This window comes from Pseudomonas taiwanensis DSM 21245, assembly GCF_000425785.1.
GTDB lineage: Bacteria > Pseudomonadota > Gammaproteobacteria > Pseudomonadales > Pseudomonadaceae > Aquipseudomonas > Aquipseudomonas taiwanensis.
Map to the genome: position 1 here is coordinate 24300 of NZ_AUEC01000040.1, position 21578 is coordinate 45877.

At 57.7% G+C, this 21578-nt stretch carries 16 protein-coding genes, 4 tRNA genes and 1 pseudogene; 12 read left to right on the forward strand and 9 right to left on the reverse strand.

Going from position 1 to position 21578, the window contains the following annotated elements:
* Entirely contained in the window at positions 1-1020 is a 1020-nt protein-coding gene (locus H620_RS0117385; protein WP_023382449.1) for an outer membrane protein assembly factor BamD, read from the reverse strand.
* Positions 1021-1167: 147 nt separating this feature from the next.
* On the opposite strand from H620_RS0117385, the gene rluD reads away from it, so the two are divergent.
* The 6 genes from rluD to H620_RS0117415 all read left to right on the forward strand — a co-directional run bounded on the left by rluD (position 1168) and on the right by H620_RS0117415 (position 6279).
* Positions 1168-2130, forward strand: coding sequence for a 23S rRNA pseudouridine(1911/1915/1917) synthase RluD (gene rluD, locus H620_RS0117390; protein WP_023382448.1), 963 nt, complete (start codon positions 1168-1170; stop codon positions 2128-2130).
* Positions 2127-2864, forward strand: a complete 738-nt coding sequence (gene pgeF, locus H620_RS0117395; protein WP_027907760.1) for a peptidoglycan editing factor PgeF — start codon at positions 2127-2129, stop codon at positions 2862-2864. Before rluD ends, pgeF begins: the two co-directional genes overlap by 4 nt.
* Positions 2865-3126: 262 nt before the next feature.
* Complete coding sequence (gene clpB / locus H620_RS0117400; RefSeq protein WP_023382446.1) at positions 3127-5691, forward strand: ATP-dependent chaperone ClpB; 2565 nt, start codon at positions 3127-3129, stop codon at positions 5689-5691.
* 349 nt (positions 5692-6040) lie between these two features.
* Positions 6041-6116, forward strand: a tRNA-Asn gene (locus H620_RS0117405).
* Between the two features lie 4 nt (positions 6117-6120).
* Positions 6121-6197, forward strand: a tRNA-Pro gene (locus H620_RS0117410).
* Between the two features lie 6 nt (positions 6198-6203).
* Positions 6204-6279, forward strand: a tRNA-Lys gene (locus H620_RS0117415).
* Between the two features lie 171 nt (positions 6280-6450).
* Here the strand turns inward: H620_RS0117415 and H620_RS0117420 are convergent.
* The 3 genes from H620_RS0117420 to H620_RS0117430 all read right to left on the reverse strand — a co-directional run bounded on the left by H620_RS0117420 (position 6451) and on the right by H620_RS0117430 (position 8766).
* Complete coding sequence (locus tag H620_RS0117420) at positions 6451-7746, reverse strand: NAD(P)/FAD-dependent oxidoreductase (RefSeq protein ID WP_023382445.1); 1296 nt, start codon at positions 7744-7746, stop codon at positions 6451-6453.
* A gap of 84 nt (positions 7747-7830) precedes the next feature.
* On the reverse strand, positions 7831-8004 hold the full coding sequence (locus H620_RS25875) for a DUF3094 family protein (RefSeq protein ID WP_023382444.1): 174 nt from the start codon (positions 8002-8004) through the stop codon (positions 7831-7833).
* Positions 8005-8136: 132 nt separating this feature from the next.
* On the reverse strand, positions 8137-8766 hold the full coding sequence (locus tag H620_RS0117430; RefSeq protein ID WP_023382443.1) for a DUF1780 domain-containing protein: 630 nt from the start codon (positions 8764-8766) through the stop codon (positions 8137-8139).
* 105 nt (positions 8767-8871) lie between these two features.
* Here H620_RS0117430 and H620_RS0117435 point away from each other — a divergent pair, with 105 nt between their 5' ends.
* Positions 8872-9555, forward strand: coding sequence for an energy-coupling factor ABC transporter permease (locus H620_RS0117435; RefSeq protein WP_023382442.1), 684 nt, complete (start codon positions 8872-8874; stop codon positions 9553-9555).
* 135 nt (positions 9556-9690) lie between these two features.
* Here the strand turns inward: H620_RS0117435 and yacG are convergent, their stop codons facing one another.
* Genes yacG through H620_RS0117455 form a run of 4 tightly spaced genes read right to left on the reverse strand, consistent with a single transcriptional unit; the run spans position 9691 to position 12588 of the window.
* Positions 9691-9891, reverse strand: a complete 201-nt coding sequence (yacG, locus tag H620_RS0117440; protein ID WP_023382441.1) for a DNA gyrase inhibitor YacG — start codon at positions 9889-9891, stop codon at positions 9691-9693.
* Entirely contained in the window at positions 9888-10511 is a 624-nt protein-coding gene (gene coaE / locus H620_RS0117445; protein WP_027907761.1) for a dephospho-CoA kinase, read from the reverse strand. Before coaE ends, yacG begins: the two co-directional genes overlap by 4 nt.
* On the reverse strand, positions 10511-11377 hold the full coding sequence (locus tag H620_RS0117450) for a prepilin peptidase (protein WP_027907762.1): 867 nt from the start codon (positions 11375-11377) through the stop codon (positions 10511-10513). Before H620_RS0117450 ends, coaE begins: the two co-directional genes overlap by 1 nt.
* A 2-nt stretch (positions 11378-11379) precedes the next feature.
* Positions 11380-12588, reverse strand: coding sequence for a type II secretion system F family protein (locus H620_RS0117455; RefSeq protein ID WP_027907763.1), 1209 nt, complete (start codon positions 12586-12588; stop codon positions 11380-11382).
* 214 nt (positions 12589-12802) lie between these two features.
* On the opposite strand from H620_RS0117455, the gene H620_RS0117460 reads away from it, so the two are divergent.
* From H620_RS0117460 to H620_RS26600, 5 genes and pseudogenes are all read left to right on the forward strand, one after another.
* Entirely contained in the window at positions 12803-13213 is a 411-nt protein-coding gene (locus H620_RS0117460) for a pilin (RefSeq protein WP_023382437.1), read from the forward strand.
* Positions 13214-13284: 71 nt separating this feature from the next.
* Positions 13285-13360, forward strand: a tRNA-Thr gene (locus tag H620_RS0117465).
* A 587-nt stretch (positions 13361-13947) separates the two neighbouring features.
* Positions 13948-14355: pseudogene (locus tag H620_RS25880) on the forward strand (helix-turn-helix domain-containing protein); the annotation flags it as partial.
* Positions 14356-15831: 1476 nt separating this feature from the next.
* A complete protein-coding gene (locus H620_RS26985) occupies positions 15832-18477 on the forward strand; it encodes a hypothetical protein (RefSeq protein ID WP_155950795.1) in 2646 nt (881 codons plus the stop codon).
* Positions 18474-21014, forward strand: coding sequence for an amidohydrolase family protein (locus H620_RS26600; RefSeq protein WP_081669720.1), 2541 nt, complete (start codon positions 18474-18476; stop codon positions 21012-21014). The genes H620_RS26985 and H620_RS26600 overlap by 4 nt, the downstream gene beginning before the upstream one ends.
* A gap of 362 nt (positions 21015-21376) precedes the next feature.
* On the opposite strand, the gene H620_RS26605 is transcribed toward H620_RS26600, so the two are convergent.
* On the reverse strand, positions 21377-21578 hold a 202-nt coding region (locus H620_RS26605), incomplete at its 5' end, for a transposase (RefSeq protein WP_155950796.1).

Sequence of the window (21578 nt, forward strand, 5' to 3'; positions counted from 1 at the left end):
TCAGTCGAACAGACCGAAGGTCATGTAGCTGAACCACGAACGGTCTTTCTCGGCTTCCTTCGGACCTTCCGGCAGGATCGGATTGCCGTCTTCGTCCTTGGGCAGCAGCTCTTCCGGCATTTCCGAGCGAGCGTCCTGGAACTGCTTGACCACGTCCTGGTTGGCGCGGGTTTCACCCGGTGGCAGCGGCGTTTCGGTCTCGATCAGGCCCAGGGTGGCCTTGGACAGCCACGAACGGCCATCAGCCTCGTCCTGCTTGGGCTGGAACTGACCATCGACCAGGCTTGGATGGTCGGGGTAGTTGAGCTTGAGGGTTTCCAGGCTGGTGGCGGCCAGGTCGTCCAGGTGCATCTTCTGGTAGGACTCGACCATGATCGCCAGGCCGTCACCGACCGACGGGGTTTCCTGGAAGTTTTCCACCACGTAACGGCCACGGTTGGCCGCGGCGACATAAGCCTGGCGGCTCAGGTAGTAGTCGGCCACGTGGATTTCATAGGAGGCCAGCAGGTTGCGCAGGTAGATCATGCGCTGCTTGGCGTCCGGCGAGTAACGGCTGTTCGGGAAGCGGCTGGTCAGCTGGGCGAACTCGTTGTACGAGTCGCGCGCGGCACCCGGGTCGCGCTTGGTCATGTCCAGCGGCAGGAATCGCGCCAGCAGGCCACGGTCCTGGTCGAACGAAGTCAGGCCCTTGAGGTAGTAGGCATAGTCGACGTTCGGGTGCTGCGGGTGCAGACGGATGAAGCGCTCGGCAGCCGATTTGGCAGCTTCAGGCTCGGAGTTCTTGTAGTTGGCGTAGATCAGTTCGAGCTGCGCCTGGTCGGCGTAGCGGCCGAACGGGTACCGCGACTCCAGGGCCTTGAGCTTGCTCACGGCGCTGTTGTAGCTGTGGTTGTCCAGGTCAGTCTGGGCCTGCTGGTACAGCTCGGCCTCGCTGAGGTTCTCGTCGATCACTTCTTTGTTAGAGGAACAGGCCGCGGTGAGCCCGAGGATGGCGATCAGCAGCAGGTGTTTCACTTGCATGGCGGCTTGCGTCCCTTTGACGGCCGCTGTCTTGGGCGGTGCCGTCCTGTTATGATGAGCGCCCCGGCCAACCCCGGGACAAAAGAAGCCGTATTTAACCACAAGCTCGCAGCCGAAACCAAAGGCTGTGCGCCCGCCGAATCGAGCATGTCCGAGATCATTCAACTTAGCGCAGAGGTACCGTCCGAACTGGGCGGCCAACGCCTCGACCAGGTCGCAGCCCAATTGTTCGCCGAGTACTCGCGCTCGCGGCTGACTTCGTGGATCAAAGAGGGCCGCCTGACGGTCGACGGCGCGGTCCTGCGCCCCCGCGACACCGTGCACGGCGGCTCGCTGCTGGCCCTGGATGCCGAGCAAGAGGCCCAGGGCGAGTGGGTGGCTCAGGACATCGAGCTGGACATCGTCTATGAAGACGACCAGATCCTGGTGATCAACAAGCCTGCCGGGCTGGTGGTCCACCCTGCGGCAGGCCATGCCGATGGCACCCTGCTCAATGCCCTGCTGCACCACGTGCCGGACATCATCAATGTGCCGCGCGCAGGCATCGTCCACCGCCTGGACAAGGACACCACCGGTCTGATGGTGGTGGCCAAGACCCTGCAGGCGCAGACCAACCTGGTCGACCAACTGCAAAAACGCAGCGTCAGCCGTATCTACGAGTGCATCGTGGTGGGCGTGGTGACCGCGGGCGGCAAGATCGACGCCCCGATCGGCCGCCACGGCGGCATGCGTCAGCGCATGGCCGTCACCGACGGCGGCAAGCCGGCGGTCAGCCACTACCGCGTGCTCAAGCGCTTCCGCTCGCACACCCACGTACGGGTGAAGCTGGAGACCGGCCGTACCCACCAGATCCGCGTGCACATGGCCCACGTGGGCTTCCCGCTGGTCGGCGACCAGACCTACGGCGGTCGCTTCCGCATTCCGCCTGCGGCGAGCCCGACCATGGTCGACGCGGTCAAGAACTTCCCGCGCCAGGCCCTGCATGCGCGTTTCCTGGCACTGGATCACCCCACCACCGGTGAACGCATGGAATGGGCATCGCCGCTGCCGGATGATTTCGTCTGGCTGCTATCGCTGCTCAACCAGGACCGCGAGAGTTTCATCGGATGAGTGAATTGATGCAGTCGCTGTTGATTCCCGACTGGCCAGCCCCAGCCTCGGTTCGCGCCTGCGTCACCACCCGCCAGGGCGGCGTGAGTCTGCCGCCCTACGAATCCTTCAACCTTGGCGACCATGTGGGCGACGCCCCTGCAGCGGTCGCCGAGAACCGCCGCCGCCTGAGCGATGAATTCGCCATCGAGCCTGCCTGGTTGAAACAGGTGCACGGGCTGGTGGTAGCCGATGCAGACCCCTCTATCGTTGCCGAAGCCGACGCCAGCTGGACCGACCAGCCCGGCATCGCCTGCACCGTGATGACTGCCGATTGCCTGCCGGTGCTGTTCTGCGACCGCGCCGGTACCCGTGTGGCGGCAGCCCATGCCGGCTGGCGCGGGCTGGCCGGGGGCGTGCTGGAGGCTACCCTGGACCGCCTGGCGCTGCCCGCTGAAGAGGTATTGGTGTGGTTGGGGCCGGCCATCGGACCAACGGCATTCGAAGTGGGCCCGGAAGTGCGCGATGCATTCACCGCTGTGCACCCGCAAGCGGCCACGGCCTTCGTCGACGGCGAGCGCCCCGGCAAGCTGATGGCGGACATTTATGCGCTGGCGCGTATTCGCCTGGCGGCACGTGGGGTCACTGCCGTTCATGGCGGTGGCCTCTGCACGGTGAGTGACCCGCGGTTCTTCTCCTATCGCCGGACCCCGCAGGGTGGGCGGTTCGCTTCGTTGGTCTGGTTGCAGGTTTGAGATGGGCGGGGCCGCTTCGCGGCCCATCGCAGGCTAACGCCAGCTCCTACCTATGATTTGCGCGGTCACTCGTGGGAGCTGGCGACAGCCTGCGATGGGGCGCGAAGCGACTCCCTCTTGCAATCTCAAAGCTGATCCACGTCAAGCCCGCTACGCTTGAATCTTCCAGAATCAACCTTATCTATAAGGTCATCTCAGGCAGGTTTCTTCATCAACAGGCGCTGTCCATCGCTCCGACCTGCCCTTTAAAGGAAGGTACCCCATGCGAATAGACCGTTTGACCAGCAAGCTGCAGCTGGCTTTATCCGATTCCCAATCCCTGGCCGTTGGCATGGACCATCCGGCTATCGAGCCCGTGCACCTGATGCAAGCGCTGCTCGAGCAGCAAGGTGGTTCGATCAAGCCGCTGCTGATGCAAGTCGGCTTCGACGTCAACAGCCTGCGCCAGGCCTTGGTCAAAGAGCTCGACCAGCTGCCGAAGATCCAGAACCCTACGGGCGACGTGAACATGTCCCAGGACCTGGCGCGCCTGCTCAACCAGGCCGACCGCCTGGCCCAGCAGAAAGGTGACCAGTTCATCTCCAGCGAGTTGGTACTGCTGGCCGCCATGGACGAGAACAGCAAGCTCGGCAAGTTGCTGCTCGGCCAGGGCGTGACCAAGAAAGCCCTGGAAAATGCCATCAACAACCTGCGCGGCGGCGCGGCGGTCAATGACGCCAATGCCGAAGAATCGCGCCAGGCGTTGGACAAGTACACCGTCGACCTCACCAAGCGCGCCGAGGAAGGCAAGCTGGACCCTGTGATCGGCCGTGACGACGAAATCCGCCGCACCGTGCAGGTGCTGCAGCGTCGTACCAAGAACAACCCTGTGCTGATCGGTGAGCCTGGCGTGGGTAAAACCGCCATCGCCGAGGGCCTGGCCCAGCGCATCATCAACGGCGAAGTGCCCGATGGCCTCAAAGGCAAGCGCCTGCTGGCCCTGGACATGGGTGCCCTGATTGCCGGCGCCAAATACCGGGGCGAGTTCGAAGAGCGCCTCAAGGCGCTGCTCAACGAGCTGTCCAAGCAGGAAGGCCAGATCATCCTGTTCATCGACGAACTGCACACCATGGTCGGCGCCGGTAAAGGCGAGGGCGCCATGGACGCAGGCAACATGCTCAAGCCGGCCCTGGCCCGTGGCGAGCTGCACTGCGTTGGCGCTACCACGCTCAATGAATACCGCCAGTTCATCGAGAAGGACGCAGCCCTTGAGCGGCGCTTCCAGAAAGTGCTGGTCGAAGAGCCGAGCGAAGAGGACACCATCGCGATCCTGCGTGGCCTGAAAGAGCGCTATGAAGTGCACCACAAGGTGGCGATCACCGACGGCGCCATCATCGCCGCGGCCAAGCTCAGCCACCGCTACATCACCGACCGTCAGTTGCCCGACAAGGCCATCGACCTGATCGACGAAGCGGCCAGCCGCATCCGTATGGAGATCGACTCCAAGCCCGAAGTGCTCGACCGCCTCGACCGCCGCCTGATCCAGCTCAAAGTCGAATCCCAGGCGCTGAAGAAAGAAGAAGACGAGGCCGCGAAGAAGCGCCTTGAGAAGCTGACCGAAGAAATCGAGCGTCTGGAGCGTGAGTACTCCGACCTTGAAGAAATCTGGGCTTCCGAAAAGGCTGAAGTACAGGGCTCGGCGCAGATCCAGCAAAAGATCGAGCAAGCCCGCCAGGAGCTGGAGTCCGCCCGTCGCAAAGGTGACCTGAGCCGCATGGCCGAGCTGCAGTACGGAGTGATTCCAGACCTGGAGCGCAGCCTGCAGATGGTCGACCAGCACGGCAAGTCGGATAACCAGCTGCTGCGTAACAAAGTCACCGAGGAAGAAATTGCCGAAGTGGTGTCCAAGTGGACCGGCATCCCCGTTTCCAAGATGCTCGAAGGTGAACGCGAGAAGCTCTTGAAGATGGAAGCGCTGCTGCACCAGCGTGTGATTGGCCAGCACGAAGCGGTCACCGCCGTTGCCAACGCCGTGCGCCGTTCCCGTGCAGGGCTGTCCGACCCCAACCGGCCAAGTGGTTCGTTCCTGTTCCTCGGCCCGACCGGTGTGGGTAAGACCGAGCTGTGCAAGGCGCTGGCCGAGTTCCTGTTCGACACCGAAGAGGCCATGGTGCGCATCGACATGTCCGAATTCATGGAGAAACACTCCGTGGCTCGCCTGATCGGTGCCCCGCCAGGCTACGTCGGTTATGAAGAGGGCGGTTACCTGACCGAAGCCGTACGCCGCAAGCCCTATTCGGTGGTGTTGCTCGACGAAGTGGAGAAGGCACACCCGGATGTGTTCAACGTGCTGCTGCAAGTGCTGGAGGACGGCCGCCTGACCGACAGCCATGGCCGTACCGTGGACTTCCGCAACACGGTGATCGTGATGACCTCCAACCTGGGCTCGGCGCAGATCCAGGAACTGGTGGGCGATCGCGAAGCCCAGCGTGCGGCGGTTATGGATGCGGTGGGGTCGCACTTCCGTCCGGAGTTCATCAACCGGATCGACGAAGTGGTGGTGTTCGAGCCCCTGGGCCGCGACCAGATCGCTGGCATCACCGAGATCCAGCTGGGCCGCCTGCGCAGCCGCCTGCTCGAACGCGAGCTGACGCTGAGCCTGAGCCCGGAAGCGTTGGACAAGCTGATCGCCGTGGGTTACGACCCGGTGTATGGCGCACGGCCGCTGAAGCGGGCGATCCAGCGCTGGATCGAAAACCCGCTGGCGCAGCTGATCCTGGCAGGCACGTTCCTGCCAGGCACGGCGATTACCGCCACGGTCGAGGGCGACGAGATCGTCTTCGCCTGATTCACCGCTGTGCCACGAGCCCCGCATTCGCGGGGCTTTTTTTTAGCCGGCCCCCCGAAAACCCAGGCTTTTCGGCACTCCCAGATAACTTGCTGAAAATTTTGAAATTTTTGCTTGCATCTAAAATCGAGTGCCCCTAATATACGCCGCGTTGTCAGGCACTAAGCGAATCACCAGCAACACCGGGGATCGCAAAACAACTTACAAATCAGTAAGTTGAATGAAAAAAAGTGGTTGACAAGCAAAACGAAGAATGTAGAATAGCCGGCCTCAGCAGCGACAACGCGAAAGCGAAGAAGCTAAAGGGTTCGAAGCTAACACAGCCTTCGAAGTTGTACCGAAGTTCAGTTCCGCGATAGCTCAGTCGGTAGAGCAAATGACTGTTAATCATTGGGTCCCTGGTTCGAGTCCAGGTCGCGGAGCCAATCTCGGGGTGTAGCGCAGTCCGGTAGCGCGCCTGCTTTGGGAGCAGGATGTCAGGAGTTCGAATCCCCTCACCCCGACCATTTTCCGGGTCGTTAGCTCAGTTGGTAGAGCAGTTGGCTTTTAACCAATTGGTCGTAGGTTCGAATCCTACACGACCCACCATGTAAAAAGGGCATCTCGAATGAGATGCCCTTTTTCTTTTGTCTCGAATTTAGGTTTTGGGGTTTTGCTGGCTTTATCGCCGGCAAGCCGGCTCCTGCGGGGGCGGGTGATTGGCGGGCAAAAAAAGTGGGAGAGGGCAAGCCCGCTCCCACAGGGTGTTTCAGCGCGCTGTCAGTGCAGCTTCAGGCGCGGCTCGGTACCGCGACCAATCTTGCTGCCCAGCATCAGCATCGCCGTGCGGAAGACCCCATACAACGCCATCTGGTGCATCCGGTACAGCGACACATAGAACATCCGCGCCAGCCAGCCTTCCAGCTTCACGCTGCCCATCAGGTTACCCATCAGGTTGCCCACCGCCGAGAAGCGCGACAGCGATACCAGCGAGCCGTAATCCTTGTAGGCATAGGTGTGCAGCGGCTTGTTCTCCAGGCGCGCCTTCAGGCTCTTGGCCAGTGTCGAGGCTTGTTGGTGTGCCGCCTGGGCCCGTGGCGGCACGTTGCGGTCGCTGCCAGGTTGCGGGCAGGCGGCGCAGTCACCGAAGGCGAAGATGTCGTCGTCACGGGTGGTCTGCAGGGTAGGGCGCACCACCAGCTGGTTGATACGGTTGGTTTCCAGGCCGTCGATGTCCTTGAGGAAGCCCGGCGCACGAATGCCCGCCGCCCACACCTTCAGGCTGGCCTGGATCATTTCGCCATCCTTGGTCTTCAGGCCCTCGGCCGTCACTTCGCTGACCGCCGCGTTGGTCATCACCTTCACCCCGAGTTTTTCCAGGGTCTTGTGCACCGGCACGCTGATGCGCTCCGGCAGTGCCGGCAGCACCCGTGGGCCCGCTTCGATCAGGGTGATGTGCATGTCCTTGGGCTGGATGCGGTCCAGGCCATAGGCCGCCAGTTCATGGGCGGCATGGTGCAGCTCGGCGGCCAGTTCCACACCGGTGGCACCGGCGCCGACGATGGCCACGCTGATTTTCTCGCTTGCCACATCGCCGGCGTGGGCACGCAGGTAGTGGTTGAGCAACTGCTGGTGGAAGCGCTCGGCCTGCTTGCGGGTGTCCAGGAACAGGCAGTGCTGCGCCGCGCCCAGGGTGCCGAAGTCGTTGGTGTTACTGCCGACGGCAATCACCAGCGTGTCGTAGCCCAGCGTGCGCGCCGGCAGCAACTCGCGGCCCTCTTCATCGAGGGTGGCGGCGAGCTGGATCTGCTTGCCCTCACGGTCCAGGCCGCTCATGCGTCCCAGCTGGAAGTTGAAGTGGTTCCACTTGGCCTGGGCCACGTAGTTCAGTTCGTCTTCCGAAGAGTTCAGCGAGCCTGCGGCCACTTCGTGCAGCAGCGGTTTCCAGATGTGCGTGAGGTTAGCGTCGACCAGGGTGATCTCGGCCCGCTTGCGCTTGCCAAGGCTTTTACCCAGGCGGGTCGCCAGTTCCAGGCCGCCGGCGCCGCCGCCGACAATCACGATGCGATGAGTCATGGGGATATCTCATAAGGTTTACGGAATTCCTGGCCCTGGGGGCCGGCCGCAAACTGCGCGAGAGGAGGGCGAGCGCGAGGCAGCTCATAGCACCAGTCCACTCAACAGGCGGCTAATGAGGCCCAGGGCGATGGTCACGGCCACCACCAGGACAAGGAGCAGCCACGGCCTGAAAGGCTTGCGCTCGACTTGGTGCTGGGGGGCTCGCAGGTACTCATCGACACGACGCTGATCTTCCGGATTCAGTCGGCTGGTCATGGTGGGCCTCGTCAGATAGACGTTTGTGACTGCGCGAACGCCACAGCGTTCACGCAAGCGCTTGAAACAAATGATAATGCTTTCTATCCCTGGCGCCGAGTTTACGCCATTGCAAAGACTCTCGGCACTGGATCAAAGACTGATTCCGACATCGAACACGATACTGCGCCCCAGGTTGCCGCGCAGGAAGTCCGGCGCATCGGGGTGAGCGAACAACACCCGGGCGAAGGTCGGCCCGACCAGTGACAGCGAGCGCCAGCCCTGGCGCAGGTATTCGGTGGGCGGCGGGAAGTGCGTGTTGAGGTCGAGCACCTCACGCTTGAGGCTGGAGAAGGCGATGATGTCCAGCTCGCTCAGGTCCAGCCCGCGTTCGCGGTAGTTGTGCGCCTTCTTGCGCAAGGTCGGGGCCAGGCGCCCAAGCAGTTCGGCGGCACTGATCCGCCTTGGCCGCGCTTCACGCCGCACCAACTGCGCCAGCGAAAAGGCGCTGCGCCGGCGTTGCAGCTCTTCGCGCCATTCGTCATTCAGCCGGCGCCCCTCATCGAGCACGAAAAACACCTCGAACGCCGCATCGCGGAACAGCACGTCGGGCGGTTCCTGGCCGGCGGGGGAAAAGTCCTCGCTGCGGTAGGGAATGTTCAGGCCTTGCAGCAGACGCTGGCAGACCCAACGCTCGCGCTCCCATTTGCGGGCATTGGACAGGAATGCATTGGCTTGTTCGGCCTGGATGGTAAGCAGGCGCAGGTAGTCTGAGTCATCCATGTGAACTAGCTTAGTCGGCAATTGTGAACGGTAAGAGCTTGTTTGCCCGTGGGAAACGTCGTCAAGGTGTAGACTCGGGGTATCTGAAACGGGAGCGAGCTTGAGTTGATCAGCGCACAGGTCCTGTCTTCCACCAGCATGACCGTGGGTTGGCTGGCATACGTACCGCTGTTGATCTGGGCGGCGACGCGCACGCGCTGGGTGGAATTGTTCACCGACAGCCGCCGTCAGCACCTGCTGTTCGGCACGGTCTTTTGCCTGTTCGCGCTGTGGTTGGTCAGGCGCGACTTCGACACCGGCGTGTCTTACCACTTCATCGGCATGACTGCCGTGACCTTGCTGCTGGACTGGCCGTTGGCGATGCTTGGCGGCTTTCTCGCCCAGCTCGGGTTGCTGGCGCTTGGCCGCCAAGACATGGCGGCCTTGGGGGTCAACGGGCTGCTGCTGATTGGCTTGCCGGTGCTGATTACCGAAGTGTGCGCGATCCTGGTCGAGCGGGCGCAGCCGCGTAACCTGTTCGTCTACATCTTCTGTTCCGGGTTCTTCCCGGCAGCGCTGACAGTGTTGGCCTGTTTGGTGGCGGGGTTGGGGTTGCTGTGGCTGGATGGGCGATTCGCCATGCCGGAATGGCTCAGCGACTTCGTGGGCTACCTGTGGTTGATGATGTTCCCGGAGGCGTTCATCAACGGCACGGTGATCAGCGCGCTGGTGGTGTTCTGCCCGGAGTGGCTGGAGACGTTCAACCGCACGCGGTATTTGCAGGCGCCGTGGAAGGAGGATGAGCGGTGATTGTGTGTTGGCTGTTCCGGCCTCTTCGCGGGTAAACCCGCTCCCACAGGTACTGCACCGATCTTGAAAACCATGAGATCTCTGTAGGAGCGGGTTTACCCGCGAAAGGGCCCTTACGAGCACCGTGCTATCGGATCAATGCCGAGACTCCAGATCCCCCGAATACAGCTCATCCTCCGACTCATCCGCCCCAGGAATCTTGTGCTCTTCCGCCGCCCAGGCGCCCAGGTCGATCAATTTGCAGCGGTCCGAACAAAACGGCCGGAACGGGCTGTGCTCGTTCCATTCCACAGGTGCGCCACAGGTCGGGCAATCGACGGTCAATGGCTGGCTCATGGCTGGCCTCCTCGTAAAGTCAGGTAAAAGTGGTGCAGGCGGTCGATCTGCGCATGCAGCGCGCTCAGGTCGCGATCATTGACCACCACATCATCGGCATGGCGCAAGCGCTCCTCACGGGCCAACTGGGCCTTGAGAATCGCCTGCACCTGCTCGCTGCTGGTGTTGTCCCGCTTCAACGTGCGCTCCATCTGCAGCGCTTGCGGAGCATCGATCACCAGCACGCGTTGGGTTTTCTGGTGCTGACCAGACTCGATCAACAGCGGCGAAACATACACCGCATAAGGCGACTCGGCCTTGGCCAGGTAGCTGAAAATCTCCTGCCCGATCAGCGGGTGCAGCAGTTGCTCCAGCCATTTGCGCTGCGCCGGGTCGGCGAAGATCAGCTGGCGCAGGGCCGCACGATCGAGTTGGCCATCTTCCTGCAGCACGCCAGGGCCGAAACGCTCGACGATGCTGGCCAGGGCAGGGCGACCGGGCTCGACCACCCAGCGCGCAGCCTGGTCGGCGTCGACCAGGTGCACGCCCAGTTCGACGAAACGTTCGGCAGCCGCGCTTTTGCCGCTGCCAATACCGCCAGTCAGGCCCAGAATCCAGGGGGTGAAGGCCGCAGTGGTCATCAGAGTCCCAGTAGTTGCATGTAAGAGGCGTATATTTCATCACCCCAGAGCAACGCAATCCACCCTGCAATGGCCAGATAAGGCCCAAACGGCAACGTCGTACTCAGCGATTGCCGACGCACACGCAGCAGGCACAGGCCAACCAGCACCCCCAGCACCGATGACAACAGCAAGGTCAGCGGCAGCACCTGCCACCCGCCCCAGGCGCCGATCAACGCCAGCAGCTTGAAGTCCCCATAGCCCATGCCCTCCTTGCCGGTCAGCAGCTTGAACACCCAGTACACGCTCCACAGGCAGAGGTAACCCGCAATCGCGCCCCACAGCGCATGGCTCAGGGGTACGAAGGTGTGGAAGGCATTGGCGATCAAGCCTAGCCACAGCATTGGCAGCACCAGCACGTCGGGCAGCAACTGGTGTTCGATATCGATCAGGCTCAAGGCCAGCAGGCACCAGGTGAGCAACAGTAGCAACAGCAGCTGCGCGGCACTGCCGCCATGCCACGCCACTACCAGCGACACGGCCGCGCACGCCAGCTCCACCAGTGGATAACGCGGGCTGATGCGGCACTTGCACGCCGAGCAGCGCCCATGCAGGGCCAGGTAACTCAGCACCGGGATGTTTTCCCAGGCACGAATCGGGTGCCCGCAGCCCGGGCAGCGGGAGGCCGGCAGGCACAGGTCGAAGCGTTCATGCACCGAGGTCGGCAGCCCCAGCACCTGCTGTGCTTCGCGCTGCCATTGGCGTTCGAGCATGATCGGCAGGCGGTGCACCAACACGTTCAGAAAGCTGCCGACCAGCAACCCCAGGAGGGCGGCCAAGGTCATCAGGTAAGCCGGCTGCGCAGCCAGGAAAGTCCATAAAGTCATGTTCAGATCAAACTACCCAACTGGAAAATCGGCAGGTACATGGCTACCACCAGGCCGCCAACCAGCACGCCCAGGACCAGCACGATGGCCGGCTCCAGCAGGCTGGTCAACTGGTCCAGTGTCTGGCTGACCTGTTCTTCGTAATGGCTGGCGGCCTTCTCTAGCATCACGTCCAGCGTGCCACTGGATTCGCCGATGGCCACAAGCTGCACCAGCAACGGCGCAAACAGCGGCTCACTGGCCATCGCCTGATTCAGCCCCTGCCCATTGGCCATGCCCTGACGCAAGCGCAGGATGGCCTGCTCGTGCACAGGGTCGCCGCTCACCCTCGCCACCGTTACCAGCGCATCCAGCAGCGCAACGCCCGCCGCGTAGGCGGTGCCCAGGCTGCGGGCGAAACGCGCCAAGGCCGCTTGCCCCAGCAATGTGCCGAACACCGGCAAGCGCAGCGCGTAGCGCGTTATCCACAACCGCGCCGACGCATGCTGCCGATAGAGCCGGAGCACGCCGGCCATCAGAACCAGCGCGCCAATCAGCAACCCCGGCGCATAACGCCCCAGCGCTGTGGATAAGTCGATGACCCACTGAGTGAAAGCTGGCAACTCGCTGTTGAACCCCGCAAACAAGTTCTGAAAGCGCGGAATCACCTCCAGCAACAGCAGTGCCGAAACGCCCAGCCCCGTCAGCAACAACAGCACCGGGTACAGCATGGCCTTGCGCACCCGCTTGCGCAGCGCCTGGCGCTGTTCCAGCATGCCCGCCAACTGTTCCAGTTGCCGGTCGAGCGTGCCGGACTGCTCACCCACCCTTACCAGGTTGCAGTACAACGCATCGAACCAGCCCGGGTGGCGCTGTAGCGCATCGGCCAGCCCCAAGCCCGCCGCCACATCCTGTTTCAATCGCCCCAGCAATGCCGCTTGCCCCGCACCACAGCCGCTGCGCCCCATCACCTCGAACGCCTGCAGCAGCGGCACGCCCGCCTTGAGTAACGTCGCCAATTGCCGGCTGAAGCCCGGCGCATCGGTTTTTTCCCGAGCCTTCGGCCATTGCCAACCCCGCGAACCCGCCCGCTGCACCCGCACGTCCCGAACACCCTGGCGCAGCAGCCCCGCCCGCACATAGGCAGGGCTGCGCCCGCGGGTTTCGCCACTGACCGGCGTGCCATCGGTATCGGTGCCATGCCAGCTGTAGAGGTGTGTCGATGAGCTCATGAACAGTCCTTGGGTACTTGTGCGACAAGCTTGGAAACAGCTTGCCGAGTCCATTGTCGGGCGCGCTTGCCTGATGCTCACTAGAGTAGTTCAGCGAACATGACGCCCAGACGGGCAGGGGTGACAAAAGGTGTCTGATCAGGCCTACTGCGCCGCTGTCAGCCGGGGTCGAGAGTGACCTCAACGAGTACGCGTATCGAAAAGGAAGATGTTCATGAAAGGGCAACGAGGTATCACCCTGATCGAACTGATGATCGTCGTGGCGATCATTGGCATCCTGGCGACCATCGCCATCCCGATGTACACCAACCACCAGTCCCGGACCAAGGCGGCGGCAGGCTTGCTGGAGATTTCAGCGCTCAAGACCGCGATGGACCTGCGCTTGAACGAAGGCAAGGACGTATCCGACGTCGCCGCCCTCGGCGGCCAGCCCGCCACCTCCCATTGCGCCATCACCGCCACCGGCAAGGCCGCCGACGGCAGCGCTACGCTCGAATGCACCCTGGCGGATGCACCGGCCAACGTGCTGGGCAAGACCGTCACCCTGACCCGCTCGGCCACAGGTTGGAGCTGTGCGACCAACATCGAAGAAGACCTCGCGCCGAAGGGGTGCAAGGCGCCTTGAGGGCAGGGCAATAAGTCAGGGGAAACAGGAGTTTGCGTAACGGGTGCGAGCAGTGGTACGTTGCGCTACACGCCGGTGTAGCTCAGTCGGTAGAGCAGCGCACTCGTAACGCGAAGGTCGCAGGTTCGATTCCTGTCTCCGGCACCAGACCGTTTGGCCGATGGTGGTTTCTCGCCCCGGGCCATCACAAAAAGCCCGCCTAGTGCGGGCTTTTTTGCGCCTCTCTTTTCCCAGCAGGCCTGCGAACCCCGGACTTAGCCGTTCCACCCACTGTATTCATTGCGACCACACCCAGAGCAATCCCAACAGCAAACCTACCCAGTTCTCGATCAACGCCCCATTTTCACAGGCAACCCATCCTTGTAGGAGCGGGCTTTGCCCGCGATCACGGGCGAAGCCGTGCCATCCCCCACCTAACCGAATCACAGCCAGTTCCGCGCACCGTGAATGCACAATCGCCTCCCTCATGCGTATGGCTGAAAGTTTTCGTCTGTCGCCAATTCATGACCTCGCGCCAATGCTCCTGGAAGAAGAGGGCATCACACGGACGACGAAGTAGGCGGCGGAGCGCAAGGGGTCTTCTAATTGACGCGACAACTGCGCCGAGCTGGTTGGTTAAACGGATCCCGATGTTCTGTTGCGACGGTTGATGAATGTGGCTGAGAAATTCAGGGCATTGCCCATCGGCTGACCGATGCGCTTGAGTCGATGCGCAATTCAGCCGATCTACCAGTGAGGGGCTCGATTCAATTGGGGTATCCATCCGCCGTCTGCGGCTCGAAGTGACCGGGCTTGACCAACAGACCTTCGCGGCCATGTGCAGAATTTCCACGAAAAGCCTGTACGAACTGGAGAGCGGGAAGTCGAATCCAAAGCTCAGCACGCTGGAGGCCGTGCTGCATCTCTTTGACGTGCGGATGGGTATGGTGATGACGGCCAAAGATAAGCCCACTGCAACGGTCGTCGGCAACAATGTCGGCCAGTCGAAGGCGGGTGGGCCAATCGCTGTGGCAGCGTCGCTGGCCAGTACCCACGTGGTGGCCGGACCGAAACGAGGGAAAAGCCCAGCGGCAGCCAAAGCGAAGAAGGCAGTGGCGAGGCCGGCATCGCCACGGGCACGGAAAAGCAGTCAGGAAAAGTGAGATTGATGTGGGATGCACCTAAAGTCTCATCCCATTTTTTCTTTAAGTGACCGGCTGCGGCGGTAAGTCTGGTTGCTCGCAGTAGTTCCAAACCACGACGGCTTCATGCTTGTAACGATAACCATGGGTAATCGGCTTAACCGCGCAGCCTTTCAATGAGCAGCCCACATTCACGCCTTGTTTGGATGGATGTCACCTAAAAAATCAAAGAATCCAATCGGCCACTGGAAACCACGGAACTCCGTACAAGCTCAATGCTATTTCCGCCCCCCAAATCCAGCGGGCGAGTTGCTTAACCCTTCCGAATTGAAGGCGTAGAAAAGACAGTGCAAAGGCTGCCGTTGACAGCACCCCAGGTGACCCGAGCCTTCAAGGTCACGCCGCTTTCGCGGTGGTTCTCCCCAAGGGCGATTCGCATCCGGCAGCTCGCCCGGTCACTACCCATGTGATGGATGCTCTTACACATGTAGCGTTCGTGCGCCTGATACTCCGTACCTCGCTGCCCTGCAGCAACTTATCCGCTTGGCCGAATCCTGCGCCAATCTGTGCCCGTCTCTTTCTGCTGGAAAGAGACGGGCACTTCTACCACTGCTGCAGCCCTGATCGCACATGGCTTTGCGGCATTCCCCCTCGTGACAATCGGCGTGACAAACGCCGATGTCACCAGCAACAGCGCTGTAGATGATGGTGCCGCAGACCAGGGAATGGACTGCACCTGACTGACAGTCAGGCATGCCTCGGTCATCGCATTGCTGCGTTTACCCGGCTCAGGATCTTCAGGCGCTGGTCTCGTCAGCCAGTGCTGCCTCCACCCGCCCACCCGTAACGGTGCTCAGGAGGCCAGATCATGAGATGCCCTTGCTCCCGGATGTAAGGAGCCGCCAGTCCCGCGTATTGGACATTCCCCACAGGTCGCAGGGGCCTTGATCCCTTGATAACACTCAGCATTCTTGGCGGGATGACGTGGGGGACGTTTTTTAGATTCATCTGCGAAAGGGCTTAATCGTGGAAACAGCAAGTAGGTGGGATGAGTGAAATTTCGAAAGCGACGCTGACTGAACTATGGCAACCGCAGCGTTCACTCGGTGGGTTTGGTTGGCCGAAATGGTTTGGACACCGTAAAAATTCATTTTTAGTAGGTGTTTGTGCATTGATAAGACAGGAGGTACGTACAAGACGGCCCCATAGAAAGTGGATACCGATCCATGCCTTTGTGTCGTGCAGCCCTTGAGTAGTCGAAGGCATTTGGCCATTATGAGTATCTGGCCAGGGTTCTCTAGAGGTCCCGCTCGCTAGGGGCAAGTGCATCACTCTCTCAGCTTCGGTTAAGGACGAGTTTACATGGAAAGGTATTTTTTACTGGTCAATATATAGTCAGAAGATGACCATGGCTAGCTAATAGTTATATTGGCTTTTCAGGATGTTTGCGGTGTTTCTTCTACTTTTTCGGTTTGTATTAAATCTTTCAGGATCTTCATGAAAAAAACAGCGGAACAGTTGAATCAGACCAACATTGATCTCAATCATAGCGATACCAATGCAAAATTTGAAGTTGGTGAACTAGTACAACATCAAAGTTATATAAAGTTAGAGCAAAGGATTGAGGCGGATCTCGCAAATGCCAAAAAGATTCTGAAGCTAAGGAAGGTATCCTCAGCGGAAGATGACTACCCCTATGGAAGTGGTTTAGTTTACTTTGTCGATGGGACTCGTGGTGCTGGTAAGTCTACATTCTTGCAAAGCGCATTTCACGCCTTGGGGAATGAGAAATCAAAACTTAGTGTTAGTCCGCTTGCCTATATTGACCCAAGCCGGATTGAGCGTAGTGAAATTATCCTGCTTAGCATTTTGAAAGCCTTAAAAGGCTGTGTTACAAGGACGGAAGTCTGCTCAGGACTGGATGGCGAGCGAATTATCATGCGCTTTCGTGAGCAGTTTAAAAAGCTGGCTGGTGGACTCAGCTTATTTAGTTCGAATCACGACCAACTCCAGGATTTAGATCCAGAGCTTTTCTTCGAGTGGGGCTTGGAGAGAGCTGGGTACAGCACGGACTTGCGCAGAAATTTCCATACACTGCTCGACTTGTCCTGTCATGCGCTAGGCGTTGATTCACTGATAATAGCTTTTGACGATGCTGATACTCACTCGCAACATGCGCGCAGTGTTCTGGAGTGCATACGTAAATACCTAGACACACCTCGCCTTGTTGTTTTAGTAACAGGTGATATTGAGTTGTACTCACTCATGGTGAGGGATCATTTTTACGATAGCCTGGGGGATGCAAAGCATGGTCAGGTTAAAGAGCGAGTTGATCAGCGTCATAAGATGATTGATCACTTAGAGGATCAATATCTGCTAAAACTTTTTCCTATGCAGCGTCGTTTGCAGTTGCGCCCGCTTTGGAATCTTCTTCAAGGCGGTGAAGATCAGTTCTGCCTCTCTCATTCCAACTGGAGTAGGACATTAACTCCGAACGAGTTGGTTAGCTCCTTGATACGACGTGGTTTACGAATCAAGAATCCTCGCGATTTAGACCTTTATAGGGATTTTTTGCTTAAGCAACCTCTACGCTCGGTTCTTCAAGTATTATCAAGGTGTGCGCCAGAATTCGATCCTGATGGGTCTGATAAATGGAATTCAGAACTATCTGAAGCTCTGAGTGAAAGCTTACGAGCATTGGCATTAGGGAGCCTTTATAAGTTTGGCGTGGATGTCGATGCTATCGCGGCCCAAGAATTACCAGCACTGAGTAAGGCAGTGTTTGATCTAGCGATCCGTGATGGTGATTTCGATACTGCAGCCTATCTTAGACCCCAACCAATTGATGCGGATCTAAAGAACTGCTTTGCAGCACTATCAGCCGATGTAACCCGACTTTGTGCAGAGAAACCGGCAACACTGATTGACTATATGCTGGCAGCACCTGGCAGCGTGGCACTATTCGGGCAGGTATTGAGGCGAAAAGCTAAAGACCTCCGTACCGAGGAAGATCGTCAGAATCTTCGTAAGCAGTTTGAGCAATATATGGGTATAGGGCGAAAAGAAGATGCACTAAATTGGGCTCGTCATGCTGTAACTATTCTAACGGCACCCTACGGGGCAAGTCCGACGACTCCCGTTGTTTATTCTGGGGTTATTGGTCTTAACAAAAGAAAGCCAGGAGTGGGCGATCCGGATTATATTACAGCTGATAGTGTGCTGAAAGGTTGCAGTGAATTGCCTGTATTTGCACTGAGTCTGGTGGATGTTTCCGGTTCCTCCTCAAGAACATATGCTTCTATATATAATATCGTTGGTCTGATGGCTCGTTTGCTTTCGCTCGAACCGAAGGAGGGCAAGTATGATGTGATAAGTGTTTTACCTAAACCATATCCTCCGCTCACTGTTTCCCTACCTCAGTGGGAGACAGATAATGCAGACGAAGGCAAGGATGAAGAAGCATCTGATCCGGTTGAAGATGCTAAAAAGCTTACTCAACTTATAAGTATGGTTGAGCAATGGTTAGGCTCTACTTATTCTCTCAGAAAGCGATTAAATCCCTCGGCTGTATTGATTGGCAAGATTTGGACTAGGTTATATTTTAGTCTGGAGAAGGTTTGTGGTGATAATCGGCCGGATATAGCAAAAAAAGCTATTGGCGCAGGTAATCTAATGGAGTTATTTGCTCTCTGTGTCATCAATTCCTTTTATGTTGAAGAGCGTGACTATCACTTGGGTGAGATGGCGGACTACGCTTTGGATGAGTCAGATACTGATCGAGCTAACCCACTAAAGTCGGCCAAGTTTTTTATTAAGAAGCTGAAGTGGGCTGAGACGGCGTACGAGAATTTACCTCTTACTTACCTTGTTGCCACTTGTCCGTTAATTATGGGGTTGTTAGAGCCAAGTGTTGAGGCGAGGAAGCTAGCTGCTACGTTAATATCTGGGCATCCTGAAATGAAAACTACGGAGGGTCATTCAAATGTCGAGGGCGAGAGTCCGGGCGAAGCAGTAGATAAACTGCTTTGCGATAAAGAGGTTTGGGATAAGCTTAATAAAACTTATATTCTAGGTATGAAGTGGGGGGGTGAAACTTCTAGAGTTCGTGCAAAAAAAATAGTTGACGGGTCGACTGAGTCATGAACAGTGTCGGTCGTGAACAATCTGCCTCCGTTATAGCTCAGATAGGTACAACGCTGCTCTCAAATTACAGAGTGTTGGCGCTCGTACGGCAGACGCCATTTCGTCAGCCTCTAAATCCAAGAAGCTTACATGAGGCAGTTTATCTAGGGTACCTACCATGGTCGGCACGCCTGCCTGATCACGTTTTTGAACATAGTTGGCAATTGCTGGCTCAGCAGTCTGCGCATAAAAACAGAGTGGGTTTCTTGTTTGGTGCACTTCAGGAGATGGCAGAGGAGTTTTTAGAGAGTCGGCATGGCAATTGGCATGTGAAACGGCAGAAGTTTGGTGCTTGGCAGCAAAGTGTCGTGAGCCGTATATCGGGTTTACCTTTGATAGCGGCTGCCCAAGTCTCAGCTCAGCCGTCAGCAATGGGGGACATCGAGGTGCGCACGAAGTGGCCATGGATGCCTTCGCAGACTTGGGCCAGCAAAAACCTGCCTGTCGTCAGTCCGTATGACCCACTGGTGGAAGACTACTTAGGTCGCGAAGGGCTCCACGAAACACATTTACACCTGAATGGAAGCACTCATGCAGAAAACTGTTGGCTACGCGCTTTACGCAAACCCAAGCAAGAAACAAGTGACTTCAGCCTGAAGTGGCACACACCCAATGCAGCTGACGCCGCTGCAGTGCGGGAGCTAGCACGATCAATCGATCCGGATCTCACGCCTGCTGAACTGAATCGTCAACTGGTAGCAGCAGGCAGTTTGAGAAAGTGGCTAATAGCCGCAGCGATGAATACACTCAGCGAAAATGCCCGATTTCCACACGATTTATTTGAATTAATGGATGGCGAAATTCATGGGGAGGAGATTGGTTTCCCAATACCATCACAATTAGAGCTTTCGCCAGAAAGTAGCACGGCGGACGAAATTTATTGGATGTTACAGCTTATGTGCAAGCTTAGGGACCACCCTAGCGTAATACTTGAGCGAATGTTTCATGCCTATATTATGCTTCAAAGTCAGTACTACCGTCTTTTGGTGCAAAGTGAGGAGCAATTTGGGTTTGACCAGTTTCAGAAATTCACATATAGCAAGTTGCGTGACCCAGCGGAGGAAGATTACCTGCCGCGCTTTTGGGCGATGCATGGTAAAGCATCAAATGTAAGTCGCACTACTTATCTTGAGGGGCGTATATCTCCGAAAGATACACTGCGCAAAAATTACAGGTTGTTTAAGGCAGTTCTGGGTGGTTATTGGCGTTATATTCACGATCAGGACTCTTCTGGGTTTGGCGTGAAGTCTGCACCAAATAAACTTGGTGAAATTCTAGAAGGTTTAGAAATGCACTTCCAAAAATTATCCCCGCTTGATCGGTCGCGCCACCGCCTTGCCCTGGTTGTGCATTTTATTAAGAAAGCATGGTCCCCAAGTAGCAAGGCAGGTCCGTATCGCTTCTACAAGCAGCGCCAAGAACTTGAAATTACAACGAATGTTTTGCTCGAGTGCTTCGCTCGCTGGCCGAGATTGAGAACTTGGGTGCGTGGTATTGATGCTGCCGCAAATGAACTACATGCGCCACCAGAAATTTTTGCTAGTTGCTATCGCGTGTGCGAGCGAATGGGTTTAACGCACCGGACATTTCATGCTGGCGAAGACTTCGCACATATTTTGAGCGGTCTTCGCACAATTCATGATGCTCTTGAAATTCTGGATCTTCGAGATGGTGATCGCATAGGGCATGGTACTGCGATGGGTATCTCTCCTCGATTGTGGCTAGAGCGGATGCCGGGGCAATTAGTCGTCAAGAAAGGCGAATGGATGTTGGACTTACTGTCCGCTTGGCGACTACTACGTACCGTGCCAAGCGCTACAGCAGCAGCTACAAGGGTAGCAAATGATTTGGCAAAATGTGCATGTGAAGTGTTTCGTCGAGAAGTGAGTTGTACTTCACTTGAAGCTGCCATGGCACTTCGGCACTTAAATGTCCGCTTTGTGCAGGCTGCCGTAGAAACAGACTGGTCAGCATGCATAACTCCGCTAAGTGACCTTTGGTATGATGAGGCGCGAAAGGTTCAACAGGCGAAACGTGATTGCCCTCAGCATTTATTGCTTTTGTGGGAGTGGCTTAGTGATCGCGATCTGTGGGAACGTAGTGAAGCTCTTCAGAGTGTTGATGCTGCGTACTTTGATCAGTCTACCTATCTTCATATTCAGCAAGCTTTGATGAGGCAGGTGGCTCAGCGTAACGTCATTATAGAAACACTTCCCTCAAGCAATGTGCGTATTAGTCAATACAACAGCTTCAGCGAGCATCATTCGCTACGTTGGATGCGTGCGCCGGGGTTTGTACAAGATGGAGATCCAGAAATTATGGTTTCTCTAGGCTCGGATGATCCAGGTATTTTCGCAGGAGATTTGAATGGTGAATTTTATCAGTTGTATGGAGCGCTGCGTAATCAAGGGCTAAGTGACCATGCAGCTCTGTCGCTTCTTAAACCCATAAATGAACGAGGTCGGGCTTATCGATTCCATGACCCGTTCTTAGGATGATTTATATCGTAGTGTTAGAGTCTTTTGCAGTTTGTTCTAGATTTTAAAGCATGTCGGGTGCTTTGGAGTTATTGAACCCGTTAGCTGGTCGCTTTCAGTCGTTTCGGCTGTCAGCGGCCAGGAGCGTTCTAGGCTTGTACGTAATGAGATGTCGCAAACACCGCATGGAAGAAGTCAGTGAGACCAGGCGGTGTAGTTTTTCGCAAGCTTGTCGAAGCGCATTACGATCCGGCGGTTCTCTTTCAGATGGCCAAAACATCCGTTCGATGATGTTGCCCTGTCAGTACTTGGGCCTATCTGAATTGCCACTGATTCTATAGGCCCTGCGACCGACCGCTTTGGGTCGTTTCTGTCTTCCCCAGCTAGGCTCTGTCTGAAAAAAGCCGTCGCATACACCGCATGACACAAGCCAGCGAGACCATTGCGGCATAACTTTTTGCGAGCTTGTCGAAGCGCGTGACGATTCGGCGGTTCTCTTTTAGCCAGCCGAACATGCGTTCGATGATGTTGCGCTGTCGATATTTTGGGCGGTCAAACAGTCTTGGCAAGCCGGGTTTGGGCTTG